Origin of the sequence: Silanimonas sp., from assembly GCF_027531545.1 — a bacterium.
Taxonomy (GTDB): domain Bacteria; phylum Pseudomonadota; class Gammaproteobacteria; order Xanthomonadales; family Xanthomonadaceae; genus Silanimonas.
The window spans coordinates 43,671-69,593 of record NZ_JAPZSC010000006.1 but is presented as its reverse complement, the minus strand read 5'-3'; the positions used below and the strand labels follow the sequence as shown (position 1 = coordinate 69,593).

Annotated in this window: 16 protein-coding genes; 11 read left to right on the top strand and 5 right to left on the bottom strand. The window is 69.7% G+C overall.

Features of this window, described 5'->3' with window-relative positions; all coding sequences use genetic code 11:
- Position 1: 1 nt before the first annotated feature.
- Genes O9280_RS04630 through O9280_RS04620 form a run of 3 tightly spaced genes read right to left on the bottom strand, consistent with a single transcriptional unit; the run spans position 2 to position 2,921 of the window.
- A complete protein-coding gene (locus tag O9280_RS04630) occupies positions 2–721 on the bottom strand; it encodes a CpsD/CapB family tyrosine-protein kinase (protein ID WP_298339403.1) in 720 nt (239 codons plus the stop codon).
- Positions 721–2,274 carry an XrtA system polysaccharide chain length determinant gene (locus tag O9280_RS04625; RefSeq protein WP_298339401.1) on the bottom strand — a complete coding sequence of 518 codons (1,554 nt, stop codon included), beginning with the start codon at positions 2,272–2,274 and terminating at the stop codon, positions 721–723. Before O9280_RS04625 ends, O9280_RS04630 begins: the two co-directional genes overlap by 1 nt.
- Positions 2,271–2,921 (bottom strand): XrtA/PEP-CTERM system exopolysaccharide export protein, encoded by a 651-nt coding sequence (locus O9280_RS04620; protein WP_298339399.1) that lies wholly within the window; start codon positions 2,919–2,921, stop codon positions 2,271–2,273. The genes O9280_RS04625 and O9280_RS04620 overlap by 4 nt, the downstream gene beginning before the upstream one ends.
- Before the next feature lie 138 nt (positions 2,922–3,059).
- Here O9280_RS04620 and O9280_RS04615 point away from each other — a divergent pair, with 138 nt between their 5' ends.
- A complete protein-coding gene (locus O9280_RS04615) occupies positions 3,060–3,689 on the top strand; it encodes a J domain-containing protein (RefSeq protein ID WP_298339396.1) in 630 nt (209 codons plus the stop codon).
- A 12-nt stretch (positions 3,690–3,701) separates the two neighbouring features.
- On the opposite strand, the gene O9280_RS04610 is transcribed toward O9280_RS04615, so the two are convergent.
- Positions 3,702–5,111 carry a TIGR03013 family XrtA/PEP-CTERM system glycosyltransferase gene (locus tag O9280_RS04610; protein ID WP_298339393.1) on the bottom strand — a complete coding sequence of 470 codons (1,410 nt, stop codon included), beginning with the start codon at positions 5,109–5,111 and terminating at the stop codon, positions 3,702–3,704.
- A gap of 198 nt (positions 5,112–5,309) precedes the next feature.
- Here O9280_RS04610 and O9280_RS04605 point away from each other — a divergent pair, with 198 nt between their 5' ends.
- The 7 genes from O9280_RS04605 to O9280_RS04575 all read left to right on the top strand — a co-directional run bounded on the left by O9280_RS04605 (position 5,310) and on the right by O9280_RS04575 (position 21,070).
- Positions 5,310–6,590, top strand: a complete 1,281-nt coding sequence (locus O9280_RS04605; RefSeq protein ID WP_298339390.1) for a nucleotide sugar dehydrogenase — start codon at positions 5,310–5,312, stop codon at positions 6,588–6,590.
- Between the two features lie 140 nt (positions 6,591–6,730).
- The gene (locus O9280_RS04600) at positions 6,731–7,738 is read left to right on the top strand and encodes an NAD-dependent epimerase (protein WP_298339386.1); all 1,008 of its coding nucleotides are present in this window, start codon (positions 6,731–6,733) and stop codon (positions 7,736–7,738) included.
- Between the two features lie 71 nt (positions 7,739–7,809).
- A complete protein-coding gene (locus O9280_RS04595) occupies positions 7,810–17,427 on the top strand; it encodes a non-ribosomal peptide synthetase/type I polyketide synthase (RefSeq protein WP_298340605.1) in 9,618 nt (3,205 codons plus the stop codon).
- Positions 17,424–18,179 (top strand): alpha/beta fold hydrolase, encoded by a 756-nt coding sequence (locus O9280_RS04590; protein ID WP_298339383.1) that lies wholly within the window; start codon positions 17,424–17,426, stop codon positions 18,177–18,179. The genes O9280_RS04595 and O9280_RS04590 overlap by 4 nt, the downstream gene beginning before the upstream one ends.
- Positions 18,176–18,979, top strand: coding sequence for a hypothetical protein (locus O9280_RS04585; protein WP_298339381.1), 804 nt, complete (start codon positions 18,176–18,178; stop codon positions 18,977–18,979). The genes O9280_RS04590 and O9280_RS04585 overlap by 4 nt, the downstream gene beginning before the upstream one ends.
- A gap of 103 nt (positions 18,980–19,082) precedes the next feature.
- Positions 19,083–20,687 carry a hypothetical protein gene (locus O9280_RS04580; RefSeq protein WP_298339378.1) on the top strand — a complete coding sequence of 535 codons (1,605 nt, stop codon included), beginning with the start codon at positions 19,083–19,085 and terminating at the stop codon, positions 20,685–20,687.
- The gene (locus O9280_RS04575; RefSeq protein ID WP_298339375.1) at positions 20,684–21,070 is read left to right on the top strand and encodes a VanZ family protein; all 387 of its coding nucleotides are present in this window, start codon (positions 20,684–20,686) and stop codon (positions 21,068–21,070) included. The genes O9280_RS04580 and O9280_RS04575 overlap by 4 nt, the downstream gene beginning before the upstream one ends.
- A 71-nt stretch (positions 21,071–21,141) precedes the next feature.
- Here the strand turns inward: O9280_RS04575 and O9280_RS04570 are convergent, their stop codons facing one another.
- Complete coding sequence (locus O9280_RS04570; protein ID WP_298339372.1) at positions 21,142–23,493, bottom strand: choice-of-anchor X domain-containing protein; 2,352 nt, start codon at positions 23,491–23,493, stop codon at positions 21,142–21,144.
- 710 nt (positions 23,494–24,203) lie between these two features.
- On the opposite strand from O9280_RS04570, the gene ykgO reads away from it, so the two are divergent.
- The 3 genes from ykgO to O9280_RS04555 all read left to right on the top strand — a co-directional run bounded on the left by ykgO (position 24,204) and on the right by O9280_RS04555 (position 25,919).
- Entirely contained in the window at positions 24,204–24,329 is a 126-nt protein-coding gene (gene ykgO / locus O9280_RS04565) for a type B 50S ribosomal protein L36 (RefSeq protein ID WP_029213509.1), read from the top strand.
- Between the two features lie 115 nt (positions 24,330–24,444).
- On the top strand, positions 24,445–24,774 hold the full coding sequence (locus O9280_RS04560; RefSeq protein WP_298339369.1) for a hypothetical protein: 330 nt from the start codon (positions 24,445–24,447) through the stop codon (positions 24,772–24,774).
- A 113-nt stretch (positions 24,775–24,887) separates the two neighbouring features.
- Positions 24,888–25,919, top strand: a complete 1,032-nt coding sequence (locus tag O9280_RS04555; RefSeq protein WP_298340604.1) for an agmatine deiminase family protein — start codon at positions 24,888–24,890, stop codon at positions 25,917–25,919.
- The last annotated feature ends 4 nt before the right edge of the window (positions 25,920–25,923 follow it).

The window sequence follows — 25,923 nt, the reverse complement described above, 5'->3', positions numbered from 1 at the left end:
GTCAGGGCACCTTGTTGAAGACGACGCCGGCGAGGCGACTGGGATCGAAAACGGCGCTGGCATCGCTGACGGCCGCCGCGGTGTCGCGGCCGTAGCCTGCGACCAGCACGGCGAGATCGGCGAAATCCGACGCGATGCGCGCATCGGGCGCACTGCTGACGGCCGCCGCATCGAGCACGACGGTGACGCGCTCGCCGGAATTGCGCAGGTCCTCGATGGCCTGGCGCATGCGCGCCGAAGCCAGCAGCTCGCCGGACGCCTCGCGACGCTCACCGGCGGGCACCAGCAGCAGGCGCGGCAGGGCCGTCGGGTAGACCACGTCGCGCAGGTCCTCGACCCGCCCTTCCAGCAGGTCGACCAGGCCGCCGCGCTCGGGCGTCACGCCGAGACGCTCGTGCAGGATGGGCGCGCGCAGGTTGCCGTCGACCAGGATGGCGACCCGGCTCTCGTCGAGGGCGATGGCCGCCGCGAGGTTGGTGGCGACAAAGCTGCCACCACTGCCGCGACGAACCGGAGCCACGAGGATCACGAGGCCATCGGTCCGGGACCGCGACAGCAGCTGGGTTCGCAGGTCGCGGAAGGCATCCGCGGGCCGCGGGTCGCCCATGTCGTGGCCCACCAACCGGCGAGCCTGCCGTTGCGCGAGATTGAAGGGGGCCGGCACGGCCTTGTCGGCCATGAGCGCCTGCAGCGTGCCGCGTCCGGTAGTCAGCGCGTTCATCAGGCGAAACTCCCTTTCTGGATGGCGACCGCGAGATAGATGGCGAGGCAAGCGACGACCACGCCACCGCCCATCGCCCAACGCAGCGTGTCGCGCCGACGATCGGCCGCCGTGCTGAACTCCGGGATGCTCACCAGCACGGGCAACGGTTGCTGGTTGGCCAGCGCGGTGGCGCTGCGCGGACGCGGGTCGTAGAACAGGTAAAGGCCCAGCAGGCCCAGCGGCGCCAGCAGGCCGAGCACGAGGCCGGCGAGGGCGAAATGCATCAGGCGGAGGCCGCTGGGCTGCAGCGGCAATGCGGCCGGCTCCTGCACGCGGAAGGTGAGGCCGCGCTTCTCGGCGTCGAGGTTCATCGACACGCGGGCGTTCTCGCGCCGACGCAGCAGGTCCTGGTAGATGTCGCGGTTGACCTCGTAATCGCGGGTCAGTTCGGCGAGATCGGCTTCGGAATCCGCCACCCGACGCCCGCGATCCAGCTCCTGCCTCAACAGGGCCTCGTTCTCGGTGATGCGCGCGGCGAGGCCTGCGGCATCGCTGCGCGCGCGGGCGAGGTCGGAGCGCAGCTCCTGGTACAGCGGGTTGCGCATGGCCGCGGCCTCGTCGCGCTCGCCATTCCGCTCGCTGGCGCGGGCCTCGACGATCGCGTCCTGCAGGTCGTCGATCTGGTGGCGGAGTCGGACCACATCGGGGTACTCGTCGGTGTACTCGAGCCGCAGGCGGTCGAGCTGCCCCTGCAATTCGGCGAGACGGATCTGCATCTCGCCGGAGCGGGTGCGGGCGCCGCTCACTTCCGCTTCGCCGCTGAGCTGGCCCTGCACCGAGGATTCACGCATGCGCAGCTCGGACAGGGCCGTGCGCGCCTGCTCGATGCTGGTGCGCAGCCCAGCGATGCGCGTGCGCACATCCGTGTCGCTGCCCGGGCCGGCATCCTGGTTGCTGGCGCGGAACTCCTTCAGCCGGTCTTCGGCATCGGTGAGCTTCGCGTGGTACTCGCGGACCTGGGAGTCGATGAATTCGTAGGCTTCGCGGCTTTCGCGCTCCTTCGCGGCCAGGCTCTCCTCCATGAAGAGTTCGGCGAAGCGCTGCGCGACCTTGAAGGCGCGCTCGGGCTCCTTGTCGGTGTAGGTGATCTCGATCAGGTTCGCCCCGGGGCTGGACACCCGCGTGCGCTGCTTGATCTGCTCGGCCGCCCGTTCCCGGGCGATCGGGTCCTCGAGCTCTTCGGTCCAGCCGCCAGCGGCGAGGATCTCGCCCATCACCTTGCGGCTGAAGATCACCTCGCGGGCGATCCGGGCGCGGTCGGCGACGCCGGTGGGCACCGCGCGGCCTTCCATGAGGGGCGTGATGATGTTGGCCTCGCCGGCCAAGATCGTCGTGCCGGAGACGTACTTCTTCGGCACCAGCAGCCCCACCATCAGGGCGAGCAGCGCCACCGCGGCGAAGCCGATGCACAGGCCGAACACGCGGCGGCGCAGCTCCGCCAGCAGCACCGGCAGGAGCTGCAGCCATTCCGGCTGACGGGTGGGTCCTTCCAGGAGAATCGGTTGGTTCACAGCGCGCGCTCCGGCACGGTGATGACGTCGCCAGGGCGGACGTCGAGGTTGGATTCCAGCTTGCCGCCGTCGAGGATGTCGCCGAGGCGGATATCGCGCGTTTCCACGGCACCGTCGGCGTCGCGACGGTGCAGGCGCGAGCGGTTGGCGGCGGCGAAGTCGGTGACGCCGCCGGCCTGCAGCACCGCGTCGAGGACGGTCATGCCCTGGCGGTAGGGCACCGACACCGGCTGGCGGACCGCACCGGTCACGCGGACCCGCGAAATGAACTCATGGCTGCGGAGGTCGACCAGGATCACCGCCACCTTGGGATCGCGCACGTAGGTGGCCAGCTGCTTCTCGATGTCCGCGGCCACTTCCTGCGGAGCCCGGCCACCGGCCATCACGTCGCCGACCAAAGGCACGGAGATGCGCCCATCCGGGCGCACGGGCACGGTCACGCTCAGCTCGGGGTTGCGCCATACCGAGACCTGCAGGCGGTCATCGACGCCGATCCGATACAGATCGGAAAACTCGCCGGAAGCGGCTTCGGCTGGCGGGGGTGGGGAGGCCGGTTCGGCGTCCTCACGTTCGGCCTGCGCCCATGCCATCGACGCCATCAGGAAGACGGCGAGAACGAATAGGGTTCTGGTGGCTTGAATCAACATGGGATGCCCTGCTCCTTGGGCGTCCGGGGGGCAACAGGACTGCTTCCGGGCGCACTGTCGTGTTGTGGGGGTGGAGTGATGATACGCTGCTTCCGGACGATTCTGAGAATCAGGTCACAGTTTTTAACCTGACGCACCATGTCCCCTCCCTTCCGCCCGATTGATGACCTGACCCGCCTGGGCCTGCCCCCCGGTGCGCCGATTGACGCCCTCAAGCCAGCTTGGCGCCGGGCGGTGTCGGCACTGCATCCGGACCGAAACGGGCCGCAGGCAGACCGGGAGCTGGCCGAAGTGAACGCGGCCTTCCAGCGCCTCCAGGCCTTCGAGCGGCGGCACGGCCGCCTGCCCGGGCACCGGGACGCCGTGCCACGCCCCTCACCCTCCGTCCGGCGCGGTTCGCCGCGCTGGGTGGTCGGCGTCGTGGCGATCGCCGCCGCCGTCCTCATCCTCTGGCCGCAGTCCCATCCTGGCGACGGCCCCAATCGTCCCGGCGACGAGGGCGCCATGGACGCCTCGGCACCCAATCCCGCCGTCGCTTCGCACCCCGCCGGCATCGGCCTCCCGCCGGATCGCCTGGAGGTTGGCCTTGAAGCGGAGGCGGTGGAGCGCCTCGCCGGCCCTCCCCTGTTCCGGTCCGCCGAGCGCTGGGAGTACGGCCCGTCCGAGGTCCGCTTCACCGACGGGAGAGTGTCCGGCTGGTACAGCTCGGCACTTCGCCCGCTACCGGTCGGCGACACCCCGAGCTTCCCGGCACCAGACCACCACTGAGCGGCATGGCGCTCAGCGCGCCCCCTTGCCGAACAGGACCACTTCGACCGTCTGCAGCAGCACCAGCAGATCGAACATCAGGCTCTGGTTCTTGACGTAGTACAGGTCGTACTTGAGCTTCTCCTCCGCGTCCTTGACCGAGGCCCCGTAGGCGTAGCGCAGCTGCGCCCAGCCCGTGATCCCGGGCTTCACCGCGTGGCGCAGGCCGTAGTACGGAATCTCGCGCTCGAGCTGCTCGACGAAGGTCGGGCGCTCCGGGCGCGGCCCGACGAAACTCATCTCGCCGCGCAGCACGTTCAGGACCTGCGGAAGTTCGTCGATGCGCAGCTTGCGGATGACCCGGCCGACGCGCGTCACGCGGTCGTCGTTCGAGGTCGCCCAGCGCGCAACGCCGTCGCGCTCGGCATCGGTACGCATGCTGCGGAACTTGATCACGCGGAAGGTCTCGCCGCCCTCGCCGACCCGCTCCTGCAGGTAGAAGATCGGGCCGCTCAAGCCGCTCTCGAGCTTGATCAGCACGGCGGTCAGGAGCATCAGCGGCATCGCGAGGAGCAGCAGCAGCGACGAGGAGGCGATGTCGAATACGCGCTTGCTGGCGGAACGCACGACGCTGCGGTCGAAGCCGGAATCGAACACGATCCAGGATGGGCTGAGCGCGTTGATGTGGGCGCGGCCGGTCTGGTTCTCGAGGAAGGTGTGCAGGTCGTTGACGTGGACGCCGCGCAGGCGGCAGGCCATCAGTTCGTCCAGCGGCAGGCTGCCGCGGCGGCAGTCCGGCGCCACGACGATCTCGTCCACGCCCAGCAGGTCGACCATCGCCGGCAGCCCCTCGCTGGGGCTCAGGCGCAACTCGGCCGGCACCCGCTCGGCATCGCCCTGCACCGGGACGTACCCCACGATGCCGAACGTGCGGCGATCGCTGTCGCGCCGCAGGCGCGAATGGATCAGGTCGGCCTTTTCGCCCACGCCGAGCACCAGCACCTGGCGGCGGAGGAGCTCGCCCTGGCCCACGCGCAGGGCGAAAGCCCGCGCCACCATCACGCCTGCGAAACCGAACCCGAGGGCCAGCACCATGACACCGCGCCCGATATCGTCGACCGGCGTGAGGTACTGCAGCGCCATCAAGGTCAGGCCGCCGGCGAAGAAGGCCACCAGCGCGCGGACGACGTGGCCGCTCCAACCGTCGCGGCTGTGGGTGGCGTACAGGCCCATCGAGGTCATCGCCAGCATGAGCACGCCGGCGAACACCAGGCCACGCAGCGCCATGCTGCCGCCGAAGGCCTGGTCGATCAGGTCGAAGTCGCCGAAGAAGCGGACCAGGACGGCCGCCTCGAAGGCCAGGAACAGGGCGACGAATTCGGCGGAGGCGAGGAAAAGAATCCAGCGGCGAGCGGGATGGAGGGCGTCCGAGATGGAGCGCATGTGAATTCCTGCAAATGCATTGGGGGGCTTCCGGAACCGTCGGGGGCCGTCGAAAGCCCGCCGCTGCTGGCGGCGTGCCCTTCGTGGGGTCCGGAATCGTCGCTTTGGGATCACGAAGGCGTGTAGCCAAGGTGAAGCCCATGACGGGTACTATGAGAACCCGGTCACATTGCAGACACAAGTCCATCCCCCCCAGCTATGACAAACCCTGACAGTCTTCACATCGGAATCATCGGCCTGGGCTACGTCGGCCTGCCGCTCGCCGTGGAATTCGGCAAGCAGTTGCCCACCACCGGCTTCGACATCAATGCCGCGCGCGTCGCCGAACTCAAGGGCGGCCACGACCACACCCTGGAAGTGGATGCCGATGAACTCGCTTCGGCGAAGTTCCTGAAGTATTCGACGGCGTTGGCGGATCTTGAGTCCGTGAACGTCTACATCGTCACCGTGCCCACGCCGATCGACCAGGCCCGCCGGCCGGATTTCGGCCCCCTGCTCTCGGCCAGTCGCACGGTGGGCAAGACCCTGCGCAAGGGCGACATCGTGGTGTTCGAATCGACCGTGTATCCGGGGGCGACCGAGGAGGTCTGCGTGCCGGTGATCGAGCGCGAATCGGGCCTGACGTACAACGTCGACTTCTTCTGCGGCTATAGCCCGGAGCGCATCAACCCCGGCGACAAGCAGCACCGCCTGCCGGACATCGTGAAGGTGACCTCGGGCTCCACCCCGGAAATCGCCGACCGGGTCGACGCCCTTTACCGCCGCGTCATCCGCGCCGGCACCCACAAAGCTTCGAGCATCCGGGTGGCCGAAGCCGCCAAGGTGATCGAGAACACCCAGCGCGACCTCAACATCGCGTTGATGAACGAGCTGGCGAAGATCTTCTCCCGCCTCGGCATCGACACCCTCGAAGTGCTCGAAGCCGCCGGAACGAAGTGGAACTTCCTGCCGTTCCGCCCCGGCCTAGTGGGTGGCCACTGCATCGGCGTGGACCCGTACTACCTCACCCACAAGGCGCAGGAGATCGGCTACCACCCAGAGGTCATCCTCGCCGGCCGCCGCACCAACGACGGCATGGGCCCGCACGTGGCCCATCGCGTGGTGAAGCTGATGAGCCAGAAGGGCCTGCACGTGGTCGGCGCCAAGGTGCTGGTGCTCGGCCTGACGTTCAAGGAGAACTGTCCGGACCTGCGCAACACCCGGGTCACCGACGTGATCGCTGAACTAGCCGGCTTCAACATGGCCGTCGACGTCTACGACCCCTGGGTGAGCGTGGACGAGGCCAAGCACGAGTACGACCTGGACCTGCTCCGTGAAGCGCCGAAGGCGGGTGACTACGACGCCGTCGTGCTGGCCGTCTCGCACCGGCAGTTCCAGGCCATGGGGCCGGCGGCGATCCGCGGCCTGTGCAAGCCCGACGGCGTGCTGTTCGACGTGAAGAGCGCCCTGCCCTACGGCACGGCGGACGGCCGGCTCTGAGGCAGCCCGGGCCCTCCTCGGCCGCGGGCTTGTCAAAAAGTGTGATGGAGTAGTCAAAAATCCAGCCGGGCGCGGTATCGTGTCAAGACTGGATGAATCCCCCCTTCCGGGCCGCATGACGCGGCCTCTTGGAGTTCCCGATGCGTGTCCTCATCACCGGCGCTGCCGGCTTCATCGGCTCGACGCTGGCCCATCGCCTGCTGGACCGCGGCGACGAGGTCCTCGGCTACGACAACCTCAACGACTACTACGACGTCCGCCTGAAGCAGGCCCGGCTCGACCGGCTGACGCCGCGTGCCGGCTTCTCGTTCGTGAAGGCCTCGCTGGAGGACCGCGAGGCCCTCGACGCCGCGTTCGACGCCTTCAAGCCGCAGCGGGTCGTCAACCTCGCGGCCCAGGCCGGTGTGCGCTACTCGCTGGAGAACCCGCGCGCCTACATCGACGCCAACATCGTGGGCTTCCTGAACGTGCTGGAAGCCTGCCGCCACAAGGGCGTCGAGCACCTCGTCTACGCCTCGTCGAGCTCGGTCTATGGCAGCAACCGCAAGCTGCCGTTCGCGGTCGAGGACAGCGTCGACCACCCCGTCAGCCTCTACGCCGCCAGCAAGAAGGCCAATGAGCTGATGGCGCACACCTACAGCCATCTGTTCCGGCTGCCGACGACCGGCCTGCGCTTCTTCACGGTCTATGGCCCGTGGGGCCGACCGGATATGGCGCTGTTCCTGTTCACGAAGAAGATCCTCGCCGGCGAGCCGATCGACGTCTTCAACTTCGGCAAGCACACGCGGGATTTCACCTACATCGACGACATCGTCGAGGGCGTCATCCGCACGCTGGACCGCGTTCCGGGGCCGGATGCCGGCTTCGATCCGCTGGCCCCGACCCCGGCCACCAGCGCCGCGCCCTACCGCGTCTACAACATCGGCAACCACACGCCGGTGCAGCTCTCCCGCTACATCGAGCTGATCGAAGAAGCGACCGGCAAGACCGCGACGAAGAACCTGCTGCCGCTGCAGCCCGGCGACGTGCCCGACACGGAAGCCGAAGTCTCGGCGCTGATGCGGGACACCGGCTACGCCCCGGAGACGCCGGTCGAAATCGGGGTGAAGCGCTTCGTCGAGTGGTATCGGGCGTTCTACGGCCAATGAAGGGATAGCCCACCGCCGCCGATCGCGGGGGTCGGCGTGAGTCAGACGGCACCGGGAGAGCGAGCGTGGCAATGATTACCGAGGACAACGATAGGGCGGCCACGTCCCTGCGCACCTGGCTGCCGCACTGGGCTGGCTCCGACCCGACGCACCCGGCCCTGGTGAACGCCATCGACGGCACGACACTGGACGTCGGCTCGCTTTGGGCCGCGGTGCAGGCGGCGTCCACGGAACTGAGGGCCGCCGGCCTATCGGCCGGCGATCGCCTTGGCATCGCCGCCGCCCGCCATGTCGACACCGTGGTCTGGATCCTCGCGGCCGTCGATGCCGGCGTGGGCTACGTCCCCTTCGACCTCGACTATCCACCGGCCCGGTTGCGAGCCATGGCCGAGGACGCCGCGCCGCGGGCCTTCGTCGGAAGCGCGGCCGCCCTCGCCTCGCTGTCGCGCGTGCTCGCCTCCCTGCCCACGCTCGAGCATCCTGCGCCCCGCGTCGACACCCACGGAGCGGAAGCGGATCTCGCCTATGTGCTCTTCACGTCGGGCTCGGGCGGACGCCCCAAAGGCGTGGCGATGGGTCAAGGCCCGATCGCCCAATTGATCGACTGGCAGGCCGCGCATCCGCGCCTCGGCCAACCCGCTCGCACGCTGCTGTTCGCGCCTTTCTCCTTCGACGTGCATGTGCAGGAGATCTTCGGCGCGATCGCCACGGGAGGCACCCTGGTGCTGGTCGACGACGCCACACGTCGGGACCCGCAGGCACTAGCCTTGGACATCGCGCGCCTCGGGGTGGAGCGACTGTACTTGCCCTACGTCGCACTGCAGATGCTGGCCGATGCCGCGGGGGACATCCGGTTGCCGCTTCGCGACGTGATCAGCGCGGGCGAACAACTCGTACTCACACCTGCCATCCGGACCCTGTTCGAGCGTTGCCCGGGGGCGCTTTTGCACAATCACTATGGCCCGACGGAAACGCATGTCGTCACGGCGCACACGCTGCCGGAGGATGTCCGGCGCTGGCCAGCCGTCGCCCCGATCGGAGTCGCCCTGCCGCACGCCCACCTCTGGCCGGGCCCGCAGGGCGAGGACGGACGACGTGAACTGCGCTTTACTGGCGCCTGCCTTGCCCATGGCTACCTGGGACAGCCCGCGCTCGAGGACGGTCGTTTCATCACCCTCCCTGACGGTCGCCGCGCCTATTGCACCGGCGATCTCGCCGAATGCGGTGCCGACGGCGAATGGGTCTACCGGGGGCGAAGCGACGCGCAGCTGAAGATCGACGGATTCCGGATCGAGCCCGGCGAAGTGGAGGCGGCCCTGCTCGATCTGCCCGGACTTTCGGAAGCCGCCGTGGATGCGATCGAGCAAGGCGGCCTGCGATCGCTGGCCGCATGGCTGGTGTGCCGCGACGGCGCGCCCGCGCCCGACGTTGACGCGGTCCGGCGACACCTGCAGGACCGCGTTCCGGATGCAGGGATCCCGCTCCACGTCTTCCTGCTGCCGGCATTACCGAAGACGCCCAGCGGCAAACTCGATCGGCGCGCCCTCCCACGGCCCGAGGCCGCCCCCACCACGCCCCGTGGCGGCGCGAATCCGCCAACAGACTCGGCAGGGCGTCGCGCCATCCTGCTCGCTGCATGGCGCGAGGCCTTGGGGCAGGCAGAACTCGGCCCACAGACGTCGGTCTTCGATGCCGGTGCGCGCTCGCTGATGGTGCTTCGCGTGCTGGCCAGGCTGCGGGAGTCGGGCATCATCAGCCTCGGCGTGGCCGACCTCTACGACGCCCCGACCGTGGCCGCACAGGCGGCAACTCTGGAGTCACGGCTGGGCGAGGCCGACACGGCCACCCCTCGAGCCGCCCTCAGGGACGTGAACCATGTGAGAGGCGACCGGTGCGACATCGCCATCGTTGGGATGGCCCTGCGGGCGGCCGGCTGCCCGGACGTCGATGCCTTCTGGCGGGCTCTGCTCGAAGGCCGAGACGGCCTCACCCGTTTCGATCCCGCCGAACTTGACCCCAGCGTGCCCGCGGCCCTGCGCGCGCAGGCGAATTACGTGCCCTCGCGCGGGGTCCTCGAACAGGCGGAGTGCTTCGATGCCGCACTGTTCGGCGTTCCTGCGCGCGAGGCGCGCCTGCTCGATCCCCAGCAACGTCTGCTGCTCGAGCTCTCCTGGGCCGCGCTTGAGCACGCCGCCATCGACCCTGCACGCGAGCCTGATATCGGCGTCTGGGCCGGCACGGCGAATAACAGCTACGCCACCGCACTGCGCCGCGAGTCACCGCAACTGATCGAGCAGTCCGGCGAGTTCGCCGCGATGCTCGCGAGCGAAAAGGACTACGTGGCTACCCGCATCGCGCATCGGCTCGACCTGCGAGGACCGGCCGTCAGTGTGCAGACCGCTTGTTCGACGGGTCTCGTGGCCGTTGCCGAGGCCGTCGAAGCCCTGCGCGCCGGCCGCTGCGCCGTCGCCCTCGCGGGTGGAGCTACCGTGCTCGTGCCCCAGGCCGAAGGCTACCTGCATGTCGAGGGGGGCATAGAGTCGGCGGATGGCCAGTGCCGCCCCTTCGACGCTGGCGCTTCAGGCACCGTCTTCGCAAGCGCGGGCGCAGTGGTGGTGCTGAAGCCGCTGGCGCAGGCGCTCGCCGATGGCGACCGCGTGCACGCGATTATCCGCGGCGTCGGCGTGAACAACGACGGGGGCGCGAAGGCCAGCTTCGCCGCGCCCTGCGCGAGAGGACAGCGGGACGCGATCCGTCGGGCGCTGGACGACGCCGACCTGCCGTCCTCGGCCATCGGCTTTGTCGAAGCCCATGGCACCGGCACGGTCCTCGGGGATCCGATCGAAGTACGTGCACTGGCCGAAGCCCACGGCCAAGAGGCGAGCGGCACGCCGTGTTGGCTGGGATCGTTGAAATCTGGGTTCGGCCACACCGTCGCCGCGGCGGGCGTGCTGGGCCTCGTCAAGGCGGCCCTAGCCCTGCGCGAGGGGGTAGTCCCGGGCACACGCCACTTCAAGACCCCCAACCCCGCGATCGGCCTCAAAGCCACGCGGTTCCGCGTCTCTGCCGACGCGCAGCCTTGGCCCCGCGGTGACGCTCCACGTCGGGCGGCCGTCAGCTCGTTCGGCGTCGGCGGCACCAACGCCCATCTCATTCTCGAAGAAGCGCCGCAGAGGGTTTCGAGCGCCGTCGGCCAAGCCCCCGCCACCGCCCGCCTGCTGCCCCTCTCGGCAGCAACGGAGGAGCGCCTCGCGGCCGCGGCCACGCGGCTGGCGGAGCGACTCGAGACCCTGCCGGAAGGGACCGATATCCTTGCCGAGGTGCAGGCCACGCTGGTTCGAGGCCGCCGCGCCCTTCCGGTGCGGACCTGCGTCGTTGCCGACACCGCACAGGCCGCGGCCGCCGCGCTTCGTGCGCGGAACGCCGGCGTGCGCGCCGCCTCGTCACCCCGGCCGATTTGGCTGTTCCCCGGCCAAGGCGCCCAGCATGCGGGCATGGCCAGCGCCCTGGTCGAGGCCTTCCCTGTCTTCCGGGCGGCGCTCGACGAGGCCCTGGACGCGCTGGCACCGTGGCGCGGCCGCGGCCTTCGCGCTTTGTTGCTGGATCCCTCGACGCCATCGGCAGAGGCGGCACTGGCCGACACCGCGATGGCGCAGCCCGCGCTTTTCGCCGTAGGCGTCGCCATGGCGCGTTGGCTTGAGGCGCAGGGCGTGCGCGCCGACGCGATGATCGGCCACAGCATCGGCGAGATCACCGCCGCTTGCGCGGCCGGCGTCCTGACGCTGGACGACGCAGCCCGGGCCGTGTGTGGCCGCGCCGATGCGATGGCGAGGCAACCGCGCGGCGCGATGGCCGCGGTCGCAGCATCCGCCGAGCACGTCGCCGCGCGCCTCGCCCCCGGCCTAGACATCGCCGGCATCAATGCCCCGATGCTGACCGTAGTCGCGGGGCCCGAGGCCATCCTTCGCGACTGGCTGGCCTCGCTGGATGCCGAGGGAATCGAGGCGACCAAGCTCCGGGTGTCCCATGCATTCCACAGCGCCAGCATGGACGGTGCGCTGCCTGCGGTCGCCGCAGCCTTCTCGGACCTGCGCTACCGACCCGCCTCGACAACGGTCTACAGCTGCCGGACCGGGCGCCCCCACGACGCGAACAGCCTCGCGGACGCGGAGGGCTGGGCGAGGCAGGTCCGCGAGCCGGTGCGCTTCGCCGAGGCCGTGGCCAATGCGTCGGGGGAAGGCGACACGCTGTTCATCGAAATGGGACCGGGCCAGGCACTGACCACGCTGGTCCGCCAGATCCGGTCGGGCGCGAGCGCCCGCGTCGTCCCCCTGCTGCCCGCTCCGGGCCGCGGTGCGCCGCCGGCGCGCCACGCCCTCGAGGCCCTGGGCCAGCTCTGGTGCCACGGCGCCGATCCGGCATGGCCGATCGCCGCGGATGCCCCGCGGGCCGAGCTGCCCTCCTACCCCTTCGCCCGCGACGCGCATTGGTTCGACCGCGCTGCGCAGGGCCCGGCGGCGTCCACCGCGCCCCTCATGAGCCCTGCCCCGACCATGACCGACCGCCTTCCCTTCCTCGTGCAACGGCTCCGCGCCGTGTTCGCCGACATTGCCGGCATCCCGGCGGCATCCCTCGATGCCGCCATACCCTTCCTCGACCAGAACTTCGACTCCTTGACCCTGACCCAGGCGGCGCTCGAGGTGGGACGCGTCTTCGGCCATGCACCCCGCCTGCGCCAGCTCATGGAAGACCTCGACCATGTCGATGCCTTGGCACGTCACCTTGATGCGCTGCTGCCTGCGGAGGCGCATCGGGCGCCGGCGGGGCTGACGGTGCCCGCCGCGGCGATACCACTCGTCGCCACGCCGGCCGTCCTACCCGCGGCTTCCAGCCCGCTTCCGGCCAACGATTTGATCGGGCTGATGAGCCAGCAGCTCGCGCTGATGCAGCAGACCCTCGCGCTCGTGGCCGGCGCGGGCGGCTCCATGATGGTCGTGCCGGCAGCGGGGGCGTCGCCCGCCCCGGTGCCCACTTCCTTGGCGGTGCCTCCGTACCCCGACATGACACGTCGCGAGGACGCGCCGGCACGGGACCTGAATGCGAAACCCTTCGGAGCATCCGCGCGCATCACGACCAAGGCGCAATCGAGCCTTGACGCGGCGCAGGCCCGGTGGCTGGAGGATTTCACCGCACGCTACCTGCGCAAGACCGGCCGCTCGCGCGCCTACAGCCAAGCGCATCGCGACGGCATGGCCGATCCCCGGGTGGTCACCGGCTTCAACCCGGCATGGAAGGACCTCGTCTACCCGATCGTGGCCGACCGCTCCGGGGGCGCCACCATCACCGACATCGACGGCAACACCTACATCGACCTGCTGTCCTCTTTCGGCGCGAACCTGCTCGGCCACCAGCCGAAGGCGCTGACCGACGCGATGCACGCGCAGCTGGACCGCGGCCTTGAAGTCGGCCCGCAGCACCCGCTGGCTGGCGAGGTGGCTGCCAAGATCCGCAGCTTCACCGGCCACGAGCGCGTGGCGTTCTGCAACACGGGTTCGGAAGCGGTGATGGGCGCCATGCGCATCGCGCGCACAGTGACCGGCCGGAAGACGATCGCCATCTTCACCAACAGCTACCACGGGATCTTCGACGAAGTGATCGTGCGCGGCACGCCGCAGCTTCGTTCGCTGGCCGCCGCACCTGGCATTCTCGCGAGCGCGGTGGAGAACATCCTCGTGCTCGACTACGGCAGCGAGGAGGCGCTCCGCATACTCCGTGAACGCGGGCACGAGCTGGCCGCGATCATGCTCGAACCGGTGCAGAACAAGCTACCAACACTACAGCCGGTCGAATTCGTCCGCGCGCTTCGCGGCATCGCCGACGCGGCCGGCTGCGCCCTGATCTTCGACGAGGTGGTGACGGGCTTCCGGCTGGGGACGGGTGGCGCGCAGGCCCACTACGGCGTCCGCGCCGATCTCTGCACCTACGGCAAGATCATCGGTGGCGGCCTGCCCTTGGCGGCGATCGCTGGCGGCACGCGCTGGATGGATGCCCTAGACGGCGGCACGTGGCGCTACGGCGACGACAGCATCCCTGAAGCGGGAGTCACCTACTTCGCCGGGACCTTCGTGCGCCACCCACTGGCGCTGGCCGCGGCGATTGCCACGCTGGACGTGCTCGCGGAACGCGGCTCGGCCCTGTACGCGACGCTTGCTGCCCGCACGCAGGCGCTGGTGGACCGGCTCAACGAGGGCTTCCGCGCCCGCGGCGCGCCGGTGGAGGCCGTCCACTGCGCCAGTCTCTGGCGCCTGCGCTGGGATGACGGCGAACGCTACGTGAGCCTCTTCTACTACCTGGCGCGGTACCACGGCCTGCACCTTTACGAGCAGTTCGGCCACTTCGTCACCGATGCGATGGACGATGCCGTGATCGCGCGCATCGGCGACATCTACCTCGCCTGCCTCGACGAAATGATGGCGCTCGGCCTGATCCGGCCACGACAGGGCGCCGTCCTGCCGCCGCCCGGAGCGATGGAAGCGCCCCTGACTCCCGGACAGACCGAGCACTGGCTGGCCGCACAGTTCCGTGACAATGCGCTCCTCGCCTTGAACGAGACGCTCATGCTGGAACTGGAAGGCCCTTTGGACCTCGACGTCTTCCGTAGTGCCATCAGCGACTTGCAAGCACGCCATGATGCGTTCCGGACCATTATCTCAGCGGACTCGCCCTGCCAACGAGTAAAGCCCGGCTGCGAGCAGCCGCTCGCCTTCATCGACCTTTCCGCCCATGCGGATCGCGATACCGCGCTGACCATCGCGATCGAAACGGCCAGCCGGGAGCGGTTCGGTCTGGGCGAGAGCCCGATGGTTCGTTTGCATCTCTACCGCATCGACGCTGATCACCATGTGCTGCATATCGTCTGCTCGCACCTGGTCTTCGATGGCTGGGCCTGCAGCGTGCTGTTGAACGAGTTGGCGGCGCTCTATGCCGCGCACCGCGACGGTCGACGCGCCGACCTGCCCTCGCCGGAACGACCGGGCGATTTTGCGGCAACCGAGCAGGCGCGAATGGCCGGGCCCGAGGGCCAAGCCGACGCCGTTTGGTGGAAGGACACGCTGGCCAACCCCCCAGCCGCCGTCTCGCTGGGCGACCGGCAGCCGCCCGAGAGCCGGCGCTACGACGCCGATACCGCCCGGACCCGCGTGCAGGGCGACCGCTTCCATGCACTCCAGGAGCTCGCGAAACAGCACCGGCTGACGATGTTCCAGCTTCTGCTCGGCATCGTCGGCCGCCTCGTGGCCCGGGAAGCGCGGCAGTCCGACCTCATCCTCGGCATTCCCTACGCCAGCCAGAATCACGGCCGCCATCCGGCGCTGATGGCCGACGGCGTGTTGGATCTGCCGGTGCGCTTGCGGATCGCAGACGGCGACGACGCCCTTGCCACCGCAAACACGGCCCGTGCCGCATTGATGGACGCCCTCGACCATCCCCTGATGACGCAGGGCATGGCGGCGCGGCTCCTCGGCATGCCTGGGCGCAGGGAGCTCCCGCCCCTCACAGGGGTGTACTTCAACCTGAACCCGAGGCTCCCGCTCGATCGCTTCGCGCCACTGCGCGCCCGTGCCAAGGAGGCCCGCAAGCCCGGCCTACTTGGCGAGCTGGTCTTCAACTTCTACGACGAAGGCGACGCGCTGTCGCTCGACCTGCATCACGCCACTGAGTACTTCAGTCCGCAACGCATCGCGCAGGTGCTGACGGCGTTCGAGCACGAGATCGATGCGGTAACCGGGGCAGCCGGGCCCGATCAGGAAAATCCGGGCACAACGGAGCGCCCGCTGCCGACCATGGCGCGTTTCGAGGCATTGTTCGCCGCACAAGCCGAGCGCACGCCCACCGCAATCGCGATCTCCAGCGCCGAGGGGCGCATCACCTTCGCCGAGCTCGACGCCCGCGCGAACCGCATCGCCCACGCCCTCTCGGCCCGCGGCGTGCGCACCGGTGACTGGGTGGGCCTGTGCCTGCCGCGTGGTATCGACCTCGTCGCTTCGCTGCTCGGCGTGTTGAAGGTCGGCGCGGCCTACGTGCCTCTCGACCCGGCCTTCCCGCTGCAGCGCCTGCGCGACATGGCGGAGGACGCCGGTCTGGCCCTGCTGCTCAGCGATTCGGAAAACGCGGCGCGCCTCGACCTCGCCGGCCTTCGCACGCTGCGGCTCGACAGCGACGCCCGCGACATCGACGCCGCCTCGTCCGAGGCGCCCGTCGTCGCACTGCCCGCGGACGCCCCGGCCTACGTCATCTACACCTCAGGCTCGACCGGCAAGCCCAAGGGCGTGGTGGTGCTGCAGCGCGGCGTGGTGAACTTCCTCCGCAGCATGGCGCATACGCCGGGCCTCAAGGCCGGCGAGCCCCTTCTGGCGGTCACCACGCTCAGTTTCGACATCGCTGTCCTTGAGCTGCTGCTGCCGCTGACCGTCGGTGCCGAGATCGTTCTCGCGCAGCGCACCGACGCGATCGACGGCCACGCACTGAAGCAGCTCATCACGCAGCACGTCGTGCAGGTCATGCAGGCCACGCCGAGCACCTGGCACCTGTTGCTGGAAGCCGGCTTCGTCGCCCCACCGGGCTTCCGCGCCCTCTGCGGCGGCGAGGCGCTCAGCCCCGCCCTCGCGAAGCGGATGCTCGACGCCGGCGTCGCCGAACTGTGGAACATGTACGGGCCGACCGAGACCACGGTGTGGTCGACGCTGGCGCGCATCACCGATCCCGAGCACATCACGGTGGGCCGCCCCATCGATGCCACCGTCGTCCGCCTGCTCGACGAGCAGGGCCGGGAGTGCGGCGTGGGCGAGCCGGGCGAAATCTGCATCGGCGGCGCGGGCGTCGCGCAGGGTTACCACGCCCGGCCGGAGCTGACGGCGGAACGTTTCATCGCCGATCCCTTCGACGCGACACCCGGTGCGCGGCTCTATCGCACCGGCGACCTCGGCGCGTGGAATGCCGACGGCACCCTCCGCCACATGGGCCGGCTCGACCACCAGGTGAAGCTGCGCGGCTACCGCATCGAGCTGGGCGAGATCGAAGCCGCGATCGAGCAATTGCCGGGCGTGGCCCGCGCGGCGATGACCGTCGAGAGCTTCGGCCCGATGGACGATCGTCTCGTCGCCTACGTGGCTGCAGCGGCCGGGGCCAGCGTGCCGGCGCTGACGCCGATGCGTCGGGCCCTCGGCCAGCGCCTGCCCGACTACATGCTGCCGCAGGTGCTGCGCGTTCTCGAGGAACTCCCCCTGTTGCCGAACGGAAAGATCGACCGAAAAGCCTTAGGCGTCGCGAATGCGACGACGCCCCAACCTCAGGATGGTTCGGAAAACTCCGCCGCGCCCGCAGCCACCCACCACCTCGCACTGCTCGAATCCATCTGGAAGGAGCTGCTGGGTGTCGAACAGGTCAACCCAGACGACAATTTCTTCGAACGCGGCGGTCATTCCCTGCTCGCGCTGAGCATGGTCAGCCGCGTGGAGTTGGCCTGCGGCAAGCGCCTGCCCCTGCTCCGCGTCGGCGACAGCAGCCTTGGCGCCCTCGCGGCCATTCTCGACGGGCCACTGGAGGCGACGCCCGAGGCGAACACCCCAGTCTCGCCGCAAGGAAAGCTTGGCAGCTGGCTGCGCAAGCTCGTCCAACCGTCCGACGCATGAGCGCGAGCGCGCGGGCCGTGCAGCGCCCCGTGGGCCGCGGCTGGGTCCACGGCATGCTCTGCGATGCGCCAAGAGCTGAGACAGCCGCGCTGCTGTTGCCACCGTTCTTCCACGAGTGGCAACGCAGCTATCGCCTATTCGCGCTGCTTGCCGACGCACTGGCAACCCGTGGCGTCCGTGTGCTGCGTTTCGACTATCGAGGCAGCGGTGAATCCTCAGGAGACGACGCCGAGTTCCTCCCGAGCCGCGCCCTCGATGACGCGGAAGCCATGCTGGCAGTGTTGCGCGAGTACGAGCCCACCCGAATCACCCTTGTCGGTGTGCGGGCCGGCGCCCTGCTCGCCGAGATGCTGGCGGAACGCCATCGGCTGCCATGGTGCGCTTGGCAAGGCGTCGACAGCGGCTTGGAGCACCTGGCGGAACTGCGCGAACGCGACACGATCGAGCGCAACAGCCGCCGTCGATTCCCCTTCCTCCGCCGCGATCGTGCGCCGGAGTCGGGCATGCTGATGGGCCATCGCGTTCACGAGGAATTCGCGCTGGAGCTTGGCATCTTCAAGCGCCGCGGCGAACCGGCCGTGCGTGTCGATGTGCCAAGTCGTTGCGGGCCTGCGGACCTCGCTCTCCCCGACCCACTGTCCGACTGGGTAGGCCAGATCGACCTCCAAGGCAGCGTGCCCCTCGCGGCCATTGCGGCCGTCGCCACTGCGCTAGCCGAGCGGCTTCGTGCCCCCGCAAGGGAGGGCGCATGATCGAACGCGCCTTCCGCCTCACTGAGGGCGATGCCGACCTTGGCATCCTTGTCGAACCGACCCGCCGCGGCAAGACCGCGGTACTGCTGCTTAACGCCGGTGCCATCCGCCGCGCCGGACCGTTCCGCCTGCATGTCCACGCGGCGCGGCGCTTCGCCGCGCTCGGATTCCCTACGCTTCGCATCGACCAGCCCGGCATCGCCGACCACATCGCCCCAGCACGGCGGCCTCAAGTCGAGGCGCTCAGCGAGGTGCTCGACGCGCTGCAGCGCGAGACCGGCTGCGATCGATTCGTGGTCGGCGGGGTCTGCAGCGCGGCCGATGTCGCATGGGCGCTGGCGCAGCGAGAGTCGCGCGTCGCTGGCCTGCTCCTGCTCGACCCGCTCGCCCGGTCGACCGCGCCGGGCTTCCGCCTTGGCCAGGCACAGTTGCTTCTCCGCCGCGGCGTCTCGGGCTTGATCGACATCGTCAGGCGCCGGCTGGCCCGCCGTGTCAGCCCGCCCGTACCCACCGACGACCAGCTCCGTGAGTGGCCACGGCAAGGGGCGGAACGAGCGGAACTTGAACATCTCGTCGGCCGTGGCACCGAGCTCTTCATACTGTTCACGGGCGGTGCGGCGAGCTACTTCACCCACCCTCACCAGTTCTATGCGGGGTACGGCCCTGCATCGCGCAGCCCGCAGATCCATTTCGAATACTGGCGAGACTGCGACCATTTGTTCTTCCGACCCGACGACCGCGAACGCTTGGTCGAACGCGTAGGAAGATGGCTGGGCGAACGCTTCGGAGCGCCGGCATGACTCCCGGAACCTTCGGTAACGGCCCAAAGCGAGGCCCCAACAAGGACATGGACGCATGTCGTTGACGGCAGGATCCGCCGCCCCTCCTTCCCCGCTCCACGCGATGCAGCCCGGCCTTCCGCGGCTGCGGGTGAGCGTGGTTCTGGCTTGTACGCGTCTGCCGGCATGGCTGGACGAAGCGCTGGCCGCGCTGCTGCAGGCGGACTTCCTCGACGTGCAGGTGCTGCGCGACGCCGATGCGCCCGCACGTCGCCACGGCAGCCTCGCCTGGCGCGCTTACCACGCGCTCGACCGCCGACTGCTCGGTGAGCTCCGGCCCATCATGGCCCCGCGCGCGCTGGCGCCCCGACTGGCCGAGGCACCCGCCCCCGGCACGGCCGATGCCCTGTGCGCCGCGGTGGCCGGCTTCACGCCGGACGTCGTCCTGTCGATCGGCCATTCCCCGGCGCGTATCGACCTCTGGCCGCTGGCGCGCCGCGCCGCATGGTCGATCCCCTCGGAAGCCTGCAAGCCCTCGTGGGGGCTGATGCACTTGCTGCCGGCGTTCCTGCGTGGTGACACCGAGGCGCCCTCCGGCTTTCCGGTGCACGACGACCGCACCGGGCACGGGCTGCTGCTGGACCCGGCCGTCGTCTCGATCGCGCAGCTCAGCTTCGCCCGCAACACCGCCTACCAGTTGCAGAAGGCGCCGGCGAAACTGCTGCGTGCGCTGCGACGACTGCAGCAGGGCCAGCCTTCCGCGGCCGAACCGGTCGAACTCGCGCGCGCGCCTGGAACCTTTGCCACGCTGGGCCTTTGCGCCAGGCTCCTCGGCCGCAGCCTGTGGCGTCACGCCCCACGACTCGGGCGCCGCGAACGCTGGACACTGGCCGCCCGTCGCTCGAGCACGGCCCTCGACCCGGCGGCGCCGCGCGCCGAGGACTTCACGCGATGGACGCCGCCGCGCGGCTGGTTCTGGGCGGACCCGTTCCCGGTGAACCACGACGGCGTCGACCACGTGCTCTTCGAGGCCTACGACTACGAACGCTCCATCGGCGAGATCCATGCCGTCACCGTCGATGCCGATGGCCATCCCAGCCCGCACCGCGTGGTGATGGCCGGGCCCCACCACCTGTCGTATCCGTTCCTCTTCCAGCATGTGGGTGAGCCGCACCTGCTCGTCGAGTGCGCGCAATCGCGGCGGATCGAGGCGTTCCGCGCCGAACGCTTCCCCGAAGGCTGGCACCCCGTCGCCACCCTGCTCGATGGCTGGCGCGCCGTCGATGGAACCCTTTGGCAGCAGGACGGCCGCTGGTGGCTGTTCGCCTGCGTGGCGGAAACGCCCTTCGACGACGGCGGACGCGAGTTCAACGAGCTCTTCCTGTTCCATGCCGACACGCCGCTCGGCCCGTGGACGCCGCATCGCCAAAACCCCGTCGTCTCGGACGTGCGCAGCGCCCGCCCGGCCGGGCCGCTGTTCATGCATGAGGGACGGTTGGTCCGCCCGAGCCAGGACTGCGCCGCCGAATACGGCCACCGCATCGTCTTCAACGAGGTGCGACGGCTCGATCCCGAGGTGTACGAGGAACGGCCGCTGGCCACCCTCAACCCCGACTGGGCGCCGGCCTTGCGCGGCTGCCACACCTACGCGCAAGCCGGGCGGCTCGAGCTGCTCGACGCGAAGTACCTGGCGCCGACTCGGGACACGCGCCGCGACGCGGCCCCGTGAGGCCCGGCCCCGGGCGGCGACGCCTCGATCGTCTCGCCATCGTCGTCTCGATCGTCGGCTTCGCGGTGCTGCTGATGCCGATGCGGCAGGATCCCGGCCTGCAGGTGGTGTTCAACCTCGCGCACGTGCCGGGCTTCGCGCTGCTTGCCCTGCTCTGGGCGGAAGACCTGCTGGCACGGGACTGGCCGCGTGGACGGCGCCTCGCAGTCGTCGCCTTGTGCGGCCTCGTGGTGGCCGCCGCCACCGAAGGCTTGCAGATGCTGGTGCCCGGCCGCTACGCCGACCTCGGCGACATGCTCCGCAACGCGCTCGGCATCGCGCTCGGGCTGGGCGTGCACCGTCTCTGGCCTGGCGTCCTGGCCTTCCGCATCGGCCGCGACTGAGCGTCAGGCCGAAAAAGAAAACGGCGACGTGTTGCCACGCCGCCGCCCCCCCATCCATGGATGTCGCTGGATTACTGCGCGGCCGGGATGGCGCTCGGCGGCAGGTACATCATGTAGGCGTCGATGTCGGTGCTCGAGGTCGTACCGAAGTTCGAGGCCCAGATCACGCGGGTGAAGTCGCGGCTCACCGTCGCCTGCGGCTCAGTCCAGTAACCGCTCAGGCGGCTCTGGTGGTGGCCGATGTTGAGGATGCGGCCACCCGACTTGAGTTCCACCGCGAACAGCTTGTTGTGCAGCCACTGGTTGGCACCCGACGAGCCGTAGGTCGACATCAGCACCCAGCCCGGCTTGGCGAAGGCCTGGCCCGAGACGTGGTAGGCCGTCGCCGTGCCCGAGAGGTAGGTCGGGAACAGGTTGGTGCGGGTGTTGGTGTCGATGTTGAACATGAAGAAGTCACCGGCGTTCGCCTGGTAGTCGACGGCGACGTACACGTCCTGCCCGGCGGCGTTCAGCGCGAGGTCCGAGTGCTCCGAGGTGGTGTGCAGCTGGCGCGACGTGGTGAACGTGCGGTCCCAAGCCACCGTGCCGCCACTGCCGGCCAGGTGCGACACCACGCACCAGCGACCCGAGGCCGACATGCCGGTGTGGTCGGGGCGAGCGCTCAGCGAACGCGAACCCACCACCGTCTGCGTCTGCAGGTCGTACACGATGACGCCACGGATCGCGAAGCTGCTGGTCTCAGCCATCAGGCACCAGTAGCGGCCGTCCGCCGAGGGCGAACCCTCGGATTTCGTCCAGACGCGGGCGGCATCGGCCCAGGGCAACTTGCCGGCGAAGCTCGCGGCGCTCGTCGAGGTGTTGGTGTCGACGTTGAGCTGGCGCAGCGTCATGCCGCCATTGGTGTCGAAGTAGTACAGCGTCTTCGGATTGGTCGGGTGCCACTGGATCTCGGCGTCACCGGCCGGACCGCTCAGCGTGCGGATGAAGGCCATCGTGTTGGCGTCGTAGAGATGCCAGAAACCATTCGTCGCTTGCACCAGCACGTAGCTGTTGTCGGCGTTGAAGGCCTGGCGACGCGAGTAGTCGTGACGCGCCATGCCCGACGGCGCTTCCACGGCATGGTCGGTCACGCGGATGCCGCAGGTGCCGTGCACCGGGTCGCGCCAGGAGGTGCCCTTCACCGGCTTGCCGAGCGCCGGCACCGTCGAGACCAGCTGGCCCTGCGGCAGCGCGAAGCCGGCTGTGTAGAAGTTCGCACAGGCCTGCGGGGCACCCGCCGAAGTGACGGGCGGCTCCGTCTGCGCCGGCGCGGCGTTCACGGTCATCGTATAGCCGGCGGTGCTGCTGCGGCCCTGGGCGTCGGCGATACGCGCCGACAGCGTGCGCGTGCCCGCCGAGGCCGCGCCCGGCACCGTGGCGCGGAAGCTGTAGGTGCCGTCACCGGCGGCGGCGTCGCCGTTCTGGCCGGCGTCGTTGAAGGCCTGGGCGGCGCCGAGGCCGAGGCTCGACAGATCGCTCGTCACCGTGAGCCCGGTGCTGGCCGGACCGGTGCCGGCCGTCACCCGCACCGTCAGCAGGCTCGACTCGCCCGCCAGCAGGCTGCTCGGGCTGGCCGAAGCGGAACCGAAGGGCGACACGCTGGTTTCGGCCGTGGCGACGGTGACGGTGGTCGATGAGAACGCCGAGCGGCCTTGGGCATCATTCGCCGCCACGCGCACGGTCTTGCTGCCGGTGGTGATACTGCCGCCGACGGTCTGCCGGAAGCTGTAGATGCCGTCGCCGGCGACCGCGTCACCGTTCAGGCCGTTGTCGCGAAGACGCTGGCTTTTGCTGCCACCCAGCGCGGAAAGGTTCGCGGTGACGCCGATGCTCGTGCTGGCCGGATTGGTGGCCGCGGTGACTCGCGCGGTCACCAGCGTGGTGCCGCCCGGCGCGACCGACGTCGGCGAAGCGGAACCGAGGGCCGACAACGCCACCGTGGAGGCCGGCTGCGTAGTCGTCCCGCCGCCAGAGCCGGAGGCACCCAGCGTGGCTGTGAAGGTGGCCGTGGTGCTGCGGCCCTGCGCATCGCGAACCGTCGCGACAATCGTCTTGGTGCCCAGCGTGGCGGCGCTTGCGATGTTCTCGCGATAGGTGAACACGCCGTCGCCAGCCACGGCATCGCCATACTGCCCGGCGTCGTTGAGATCCTGGGCGGTGCTACGCAGTAAGCCGCTCAGGTCGGCCTGGACGGTGATGCCCGTGCTCGTCGGGTTGCCAGCCTTGGTGGTGTTCACGGTGACCAGCACCCAGTCACCGGGATTGAGGTTGGTCGACGGCGACGCGGCACCGGTGGCCGAGAGGCTCTGGGCCTGCGCGAGGACCGGCAGCGCCAGCAGGGCGGCAGCCAGGGGCAGGCGGCGGAGGGTCGAAGAAGGATTCATGAGGGCGTCTCCAGGATTCAGGCGTGCGAATCCCCAGGCCGGCCGTTGTGACGCGGCCAGGGGCGCTTGCTTTGGTTTCAGGCGGGCTCCGCCGCCCGAGAGGGGGTACTGGCTACGGAGCGACGGTCGTTGCTAGGGCAACGCGCTCCGTATTGATCGTCGGGAACCGGAAGTGGTCCTCGCCGCAGCGAGCCGACCCGGCCGCCCTGGCCCTTCCGTGCACCTCGATCCGGTGCCGGCACCATCGCTCCAGATGGCGTCCCTCCGATCCGTCCCCCGCACTCGCAAGTGCGTGGGCGACCTCAGGTGAAGCGCACTCTCCAGTTGCAAACGGATGCAAACCGGGCAATCGGCCACACTTTCGCTGACACCGGTTCAAAATCGCCCCGGCGCCACTCAAAGCACCGGGCCACGTCACAAATTGTCAAAGCCCGTCATTACCGGGCGTTCACGTCCGGGGGAAGGAATGCGTGATGCGACGAGCAAAAGGCGCCGGCGAATGGCCAGCGTGCGCGGAATGACCGGCGGCGGGCCACGGCGCGGCCTCCGCCGGCGACCACCGTCCCGGCATACCCACGGCCCCCCGAAGGCCCGGGCCCTCGCTGAACGAGGGATGCCAAGCGCTTGATCCGGAAGCAAGTTGTGCCCCATACTCGCCGGCTTCCGCCGTTGTACCGACCGTTTTCCCTTTTTTCGCCCACAGGTGTCGCATGAAAGTCCTTTCGTCCCTGAAGTCCGCGAAGTCCCGTCACCGCGACTGCAAGGTCGTGCGCCGCCGTGGCAAGGTCTTCGTGATCTGCAAGTCGAACCCGCGCTTCAAGGCCCGCCAGCGCTGATCCGCGCCCGGCCCTGATGCCCTGCGACGCCGGCCCCGTGCCGGCGTTGTTGTTTTCGGGCATCGCGATGCCACAATCCGGCATCGCCCCCATCCGATCGTCCCGGAGATCCGCCATGCTGCGTTCCATCCTCGTCGCCGCCGGCCTCGCGCTGGCTTTAGCCGCCCCCGCCCAGGCCGACCGCCTGCTGATCCAACGGGCCCAAGCCAGCGAATCGGCCACTCTCCCCGCGCGCGGCCAGACCATGACCCAGGTGGAGTCGAAGTTCGGCGCTCCGCAGCAGAAGCTCGAACCCCGCGGTGGTCAGAGTTCGGCATGGCCGGTGATCCACCGCTGGGTATACCCCGAATTCACCGTGTATTTCGAGCGCGAGCGCGTGGTCGACGCCGTCCTGAACCGCGCCGCGCCGGAAGAAGTGGGTCCGGTGCCCGCAACGCGGGGCTGAGCGACACCACCCTGCCCTCGAGGCGCGGCCCGTCGGACGCGCCTCCCACGCCCTTGCGCGACCCTGCGTACGCGCCCCCTCGCGCCGCGCCCGCGCATTCTCGTCGAGTCGCCCTGACCATGAGCCTCCGCTTTCCCGCCGAATGGGAACCCCAGGACGCCGTCCTGATCGCCTGGCCGCACGCCGGCACCGACTGGGCCGAACGGCTCGCCGAGGTCGAGACCACCTACGTCGCGCTCAGCGAGGCCATCACACGATTCCAGCGCTTGGTCATCGTCGTGGCCGATGCCGCGCTCGAAACCCACGCCCGCGCTTTGTTGACGGATGCCGGCGCAGACCTCGCACGCGTGCGCTTCGTGCACGCCGCCTACGACGACACGTGGCTGCGGGATTCCGGCCCGATCACCCTCCGCGACGGCGAGGGCTTCCGCCTGCTCGATTTCCGCTTCACCGGCTGGGGCGGCAAGTACGGCGCCGCGCAGGACGATGCGCTGATCGCGCAGCTCGTCGCGGCGGGCCTGTTCAAGGACGCCAAGCACCAGCGCATCGACTTCGCGCTCGAGGGCGGCGGCATCGAGACCGACGGCGACGGCACCCTGCTCACCACGTGGCACTGCCTGCACGAGCGCCATCCGGGGCTCACGCGCCAGGAGATTTCCTGGCAGCTCGAGAACGCCCTGCAGCAGCGGCGCGTGCTGTGGCTCGACCACGGCGCGCTCGAAGGCGATGACACGGACGCCCACATCGACACCCTCGCCCGCTTCGCTGCGCGCGACAGCATCACCTACCAGGGCTGCGACGACCCGGCCGATTCGCACTACGCCGGGCTGCAGGCGATGGGCGCCGAGCTCGCGGCGCTGCGCACGGCCGACAACCGGCCCTACCGCCTGTTCCCGCTGCCTTGGGCGCGCCCGATCATCGACGAGGGCCGCCGCCTCGCGGCCTCCTACGCGAACTTCCTGATCATCAACGGCGCGGTGCTGATGCCGGCCTACGGCGACAAGATGGACGCCGCCGCCGCCGTGATGCTCGGCAACGCCTTCCCGAACCACGCCATCGTGCCCGTGCCCTGCCGCCCGCTGATCTGGCAGAACGGCAGCCTGCACTGCATCACCATGCAGCTACCCGCCGGCCTGCTGGCTTGAGCGC

Bases quoted from the DNA above. Each gene is read 5' to 3' on its own strand.
- O9280_RS04590 (WP_298339383.1), top strand. From the start codon at position 17,424: ATGAGCGCGAGCGCGCGGGCCGTGCAGCGCCCCGTGGGCCGCGGCTGG.
- O9280_RS04615 (WP_298339396.1), top strand. From the start codon at position 3,060: ATGTCCCCTCCCTTCCGCCCGATTGATGACCTGACCCGCCTGGGCCTG.
- O9280_RS04560 (WP_298339369.1), top strand. From the start codon at position 24,445: ATGCTGCGTTCCATCCTCGTCGCCGCCGGCCTCGCGCTGGCTTTAGCC.
- O9280_RS04570 (WP_298339372.1), bottom strand. From the start codon at position 23,493: ATGAATCCTTCTTCGACCCTCCGCCGCCTGCCCCTGGCTGCCGCCCTG.
- O9280_RS04605 (WP_298339390.1), top strand. From the start codon at position 5,310: ATGACAAACCCTGACAGTCTTCACATCGGAATCATCGGCCTGGGCTAC.
- O9280_RS04630 (WP_298339403.1), bottom strand. From the start codon at position 721: ATGAACGCGCTGACTACCGGACGCGGCACGCTGCAGGCGCTCATGGCC.
- O9280_RS04610 (WP_298339393.1), bottom strand. From the start codon at position 5,111: ATGCGCTCCATCTCGGACGCCCTCCATCCCGCTCGCCGCTGGATTCTT.
- O9280_RS04585 (WP_298339381.1), top strand. From the start codon at position 18,176: ATGATCGAACGCGCCTTCCGCCTCACTGAGGGCGATGCCGACCTTGGC.
- O9280_RS04600 (WP_298339386.1), top strand. From the start codon at position 6,731: ATGCGTGTCCTCATCACCGGCGCTGCCGGCTTCATCGGCTCGACGCTG.
- O9280_RS04620 (WP_298339399.1), bottom strand. From the start codon at position 2,921: ATGTTGATTCAAGCCACCAGAACCCTATTCGTTCTCGCCGTCTTCCTG.
- O9280_RS04595 (WP_298340605.1), top strand. From the start codon at position 7,810: ATGATTACCGAGGACAACGATAGGGCGGCCACGTCCCTGCGCACCTGG.
- O9280_RS04580 (WP_298339378.1), top strand. From the start codon at position 19,083: ATGCAGCCCGGCCTTCCGCGGCTGCGGGTGAGCGTGGTTCTGGCTTGT.
- ykgO (WP_029213509.1), top strand. From the start codon at position 24,204: ATGAAAGTCCTTTCGTCCCTGAAGTCCGCGAAGTCCCGTCACCGCGAC.